The organism is Mycobacterium sp. TH-M116, assembly GCF_057473685.1.
This window is the reverse complement of record NZ_JBYCLC010000259.1, coordinates 1-4,132: the sequence shown is the minus strand read 5'-3', so window position 1 is coordinate 4,132 and position 4,132 is coordinate 1. Positions and strand designations below refer to the sequence as shown.

Below are 4,132 nucleotides of genomic sequence, written 5' to 3'. Positions count from 1 at the left end.
TGCTCACCGGCACCGACATGCGCAACCCCGACCATCCCGAGGTTTTCGCCGTGGGTGACGCCGCAGCGCTGACGGTACCCAAGCTCGGTTCGCTCGGCCACCAGCAGGCAGAGATCGTGGCCCGCCAGATCGCCGTCGAGGTCGGGCGTCTCGAGCGGGCCGAGGTCGGTGAATCCTATCGGCCTGAGATCATCTGCTTTGGCGACATGGGCGGACACAAGGGCTTCTACATCCACTCCGACACCTGGTACGGGGGGAAAACCAGCGTGTTCAAGATGGGTTACGCGGCGTGGGCGATGAAGATGGCGTTCAAAGAGATGTACTTCCGGACGGGCGGCAAGCCCGCGTCGTGGGGGATGCCCGCCACCGAGTTCACCATGGACAAGCTGCCGCTCCCGTGACGCAGGTGGGCGTTGCCGCCGTTCAGCGGCGATCCGGAGTCGCCGGGGTGGAGACACATCTACCCGAAACCGTCCTCTGAGCACCAGGATTGGAGCAGCGTATGGATGCGCAGGCATGGGATAGCCGATACGGCGAGGCCGACTTGCTGTGGGGGATCGAGCCGAACAGGTTCGTCGCCGCTGAACTCGCCGAGGCATCGCCGGGACGCGCGCTGGATGTGGGCTGCGGTGAGGGCCGAAACGCGATCTGGTTGGCAGGCCGCGGCTGGCACGTCGTCGGTGTCGACTTCTCCGAGCGGGGACTGGCACGGGCCGCGCAGTTGGCGAGCCACGCCGGGGTCGCCGACCGGGTCGACTTTCAGCGGGCCGACGTGGTGAACGAGGCGCTGCCGGCTGGATCGTTCGACGCGGTCGTCGTCGCTTATCTGCAGCTGGCGGAGGGCCCGCGTCGGGCCGCGCTGCGCAACGCCGCTGCCGCGGTTGCTCCCGGTGGCACCCTGCTCGTCGTGGCCCATGACACCACCAACCTCACCGAGGGAGTCGGCGGGCCCCAGGATGCCGAGGTGTTGTTCTCCCCGGATGACGTGGTCGCCGACCTCGCCGGCCTGACGGAGCTCGTGGTGCAGAAAGCAGAGCGGGTCCGGCGGCCGGTACCCGGCGCCGAGCGCGACGCCGTCGACGCGTTGGTGCGCCTGCGCCGCGACACCCGCGACGAAGAGAGCCGCACATGATGCGCCGACCGGTGTCGGCGACCAGGAGTCGGCCTCAGCGCTCGAACCGCGTCACCGTGTCGACTTGACCACCTGCGAGTAGTGGAACTGCCAGCGCTCGACGACGCGGAAGCCGAGATAGCCGGGGAAGCGATATGCCGGGGCGCGCCCGAACGTACCCGGCGGCAACGACGACCCGGCCTGGTGATCCGGCAGTGCACCGTCTCGGCTGGTGATGGTCCAGATAGTGGAGCACTGGTTGATCTTGGCCGTCGTGAGCCACACCGCGACGTGACCGTCCCACAGCCAGCCCGCCTTGGGCCCGTACGCGCCGCGCTCGACGTCGATCAGCGACCGGAATGACCCCGGTCGCGTGGCGAGCAGAGCGCGGGCCGGCCCGGGCCGCCACCCCACGGTGTTGTCCACGAGCAGGCAGTCCCCCGGGGAGGCATGGGAGCCGATCAGATCGGCCACCTGGCTGTAGTCCCACCCCTCTTTGGCGTAGGGCCAGCGTTGGATGAACAGGTAGTTCGGCACCGCGGCGACGGCGAACAGCAGCACCACCCCGGCCGTCGGCCACGGGCCGCGGGCGATCGTGGTGATGCAGACCGCCATGATGACGGCCACCGCGGGTGTGCTGAGGATCAGGTAGCGCGGGAAGTAGATCGGTTCGACGACGGCCGAGTACAGGACGACGAGGGCGGTGGGGACGAGGATCCACGCCGCGCACAGGACCAGCAGGTTGCGCGTTGCGCCCGCCGGGGCGGCTACGCCGCTCAACCGGGCCGCAACCGCCGCGACGACCAGCACGGCCGTGAGAACGGCGAAGGGAACGCTGTGGTCGAAATACTGCCGCTGCACGATGTCGAAGGCGTAATGCCAACTGACCGGGAAGAGCCAGTTGACCTGGAAGACCTGGCCGTGGGCGAACGTCAGGAAGGGCGTCATCGCCCCCACCGCGACGGTCGTGGCGACCGCCCACCGAATCACCGGCGACGTGCGGGACCCTCTGGGGGCCAACAACGGCAGCGCCGCGGCATACACGGTCACCAGCAGGACCAGGTTGAGGCTCAGCAGGATCGACACCGCCAACCCCAGCGCGTACCCCACCCACAGACGCGGCCTGTTGCTCCTGACGGCGGCGACGAGCAACACCGTCAGCCAGATGGCCGCCGCGACCGCGAACGCGTAGGACCGTGCTTCCATCCCCGCCCAGGTGATGCGCGGCAGGATGGCGAACACGACACCGGCACACACCGCGGTCGCCCGAGGCGTGAACTGCCTGGTGAACACCGTGACGCCGGCGGCGGCGGCGCCCACAGCCAGCGCGCTGGGCAGCCGCGAGAAGAATTCGGTGGGCGGAAAGATCGCGAACCAGCCGTGCATCACCAGGTAATACAGGCCGTGCACGGCATCGATGTGGCCCAGCAATCGCCACAACTCGGGCAGCGTCCGGTTCGCCGCCGCCGAGATCGTCGCTCCCTCGTCGAACCACAGCGAAGGCCGGGACGCCCAGGCGGCGCTGATGGCGGTGGCCAGCGCGGCGACCGTCCACGGGTCGAGCAACCTGCCCCGTGCCCGGCCGGGCGCCGGCGCCTCCTGGGCGCCGGGCGTCTCCGGAATGCGCTGCTCAAGGGTGTGCATGGACATGACGCTTCTCACTGTAGGGCCCGGCTCGATGCCAGGTCATCGGGTGCATACCGGGCCGGCCGCCGCGGTACCGGCGGCGCGGACTCGCAAACGCCGGCCACGCCGCGCCACGCCGCGCCACGCGCAGGCGCGAATCTTCTCCCTGTGGCATGGGCAAACGCGCTACTGTCATCTGGCTGACCAACCGGAATTGGGAGGGTGAATGGGCGCCTATCAGGTCGTGGTGGTAGGAACTGACGGCTCGGATTCGTCGATGCGCGCGGTGGACCGGGCGGCGCAACTCGCGGGGGCCGACGCCACATTGATCATCGCGTCGGCGTATCTGCCCCAGCCGGAGGACGCCCGGGCCGCCGACGCCTTGGGCGCCGAAAGCTACAAGGTCTCCGGCACCGCGCCGATCTATGCGATCCTGCGCGACGCCAAGGAGCGGGCGCACACGGCCGGCGCCAAGAACGTCGACGAGCGAGCGATCGTCGGCGCCCCGGTGGACGCCCTGGTGCACCTGGCCGAGGAAGAGAAGGCCGACCTGCTCGTCGTCGGCAACGTCGGCCTGAGCACCATCGCGGGACGGCTGCTGGGCTCGGTGCCGGCCAACGTCTCGCGCCGGGCCAACGTCGACGTGCTGATCGTGCACACCACGGCGTAACCGGTTCGCCGGCTCTAGAAGCCGCGTTCGCGCCATTCGTGCAGGTGCGGCCGTTCGGCACCCAGCACCGTGTCGTCGCCGTGACCGGGGTAGATCACGGTGGCGTCGTCGTACACCTCGAACACCCGGGTGGTCACGTCTTCGAGCAGCTGGGCGAAATCGTGCTCCTGCCACGTCTTGCCCACCCCGCCCGGGAAGAGGCAGTCGCCGGTGAACAGCTGGGTGACCCCGCCGGTCGCCGGCCCGTCGAGGGCCAGTGCGACCGAACCGGGCGTGTGCCCGCGCAGGTGGATGACGTCGAACGTCAGCTGGCCGATCTCGATGGTGTCGCCGCCGGCCAGCAACCGGTCGGGTTTGACCGGCAGCGCTGCCGCGTCGATCTCGTGGGCGGCGGTCGGTGCACCGGTCGCCTCGGCCACCGCTTCCAGCGCCTGCCAGTGGTCGAGGTGCTGATGGCTGGTCACGATCAGCGTGATCGTGGGCGCGTAGCGGTGAATGAGTTCCAGCAGCGTGTCGGCGTCGTTGGCGGCGTCGATCAGCAGCGTCTCCCCGGTCGCCGAACACGTCACCAGGTAGGCGTTGTTGTCCATGGGGCCCACCGATGCCTTGATGATGGTGGCGCCCGGCAGGGTGCGGCGGGCGGCGGTACCGGGGTCGACGTGGCCGGTGTAGTCGTCGCGGAGTTCGTCAGTGGCAGACATACCGGCGAGGTTACGGCTTCTTGC

At 69.4% G+C, this 4,132-nt stretch carries 5 protein-coding genes; 3 read left to right on the top strand and 2 right to left on the bottom strand.

Features of this window, described 5'->3' with window-relative positions:
* Positions 1–401 (top strand): NAD(P)/FAD-dependent oxidoreductase (locus AC2VOK_RS13095; protein WP_428900862.1); only part of this gene is annotated, 401 nt, incomplete at its 5' end.
* A 101-nt stretch (positions 402–502) separates the two neighbouring features.
* On the top strand, positions 503–1,132 hold the full coding sequence (locus tag AC2VOK_RS13090; protein ID WP_428900861.1) for a class I SAM-dependent methyltransferase: 630 nt from the start codon (positions 503–505) through the stop codon (positions 1,130–1,132).
* 51 nt (positions 1,133–1,183) lie between these two features.
* On the opposite strand, the gene AC2VOK_RS13085 is transcribed toward AC2VOK_RS13090, so the two are convergent.
* On the bottom strand, positions 1,184–2,761 hold the full coding sequence (locus AC2VOK_RS13085) for a mannosyltransferase (protein ID WP_343709412.1): 1,578 nt from the start codon (positions 2,759–2,761) through the stop codon (positions 1,184–1,186).
* A gap of 202 nt (positions 2,762–2,963) precedes the next feature.
* Between AC2VOK_RS13085 and AC2VOK_RS13080 the strand changes: the two genes are divergently transcribed.
* A complete protein-coding gene (locus AC2VOK_RS13080) occupies positions 2,964–3,407 on the top strand; it encodes a universal stress protein (protein WP_343709411.1) in 444 nt (147 codons plus the stop codon).
* Between the two features lie 14 nt (positions 3,408–3,421).
* Here AC2VOK_RS13080 and AC2VOK_RS13075 read toward each other — a convergent pair whose 3' ends face one another.
* Positions 3,422–4,108: an MBL fold metallo-hydrolase gene (locus tag AC2VOK_RS13075; RefSeq protein ID WP_343709410.1), complete on the bottom strand. Its 687-nt coding sequence runs from the start codon at positions 4,106–4,108 to the stop codon at positions 3,422–3,424.
* Positions 4,109–4,132: the final 24 nt, after the last annotated feature.